The sequence below is a fragment of the Luteimonas sp. TWI382 genome, from assembly GCF_039674545.1.
GTDB lineage: Bacteria > Pseudomonadota > Gammaproteobacteria > Xanthomonadales > Xanthomonadaceae > Luteimonas.
The window spans coordinates 1-259 of the sequence record NZ_JBDJNS010000065.1; the positions used below are offsets into that span (position 1 = coordinate 1).

Genomic DNA, 259 nt, shown 5'->3' on the forward strand with positions numbered 1-259 from the left:
CGTGAAGACCGTCACCTCACCCACGCCTTTCACCTCGGCCAACAGGTCGCGCTTGGCCTGCCAAGCCGGCGACTGCTCGACCGCATCGCGCAGGTGGCCGTCGATCGCGCGTAGATACTGCTGCAGCCACTCGATGTGCTTACGCAGGTTGCGCCTGAGGTCCTTGCCGGTCGCCTGGGTCAACCGGTTCTTCTCCATCACCAACATTTCCATCAACTGGCGGCGCCGCGCTAGCAGCTCGCTGAATGCCTGCAGCGTT

1 pseudogene is annotated in these 259 nt (G+C 63.7%); it reads right to left on the reverse strand.

Going from position 1 to position 259, the window contains the following annotated elements:
- Positions 1 to 259, reverse strand: a pseudogene (locus ABE505_RS17105) (IS110 family transposase); the annotation flags it as partial.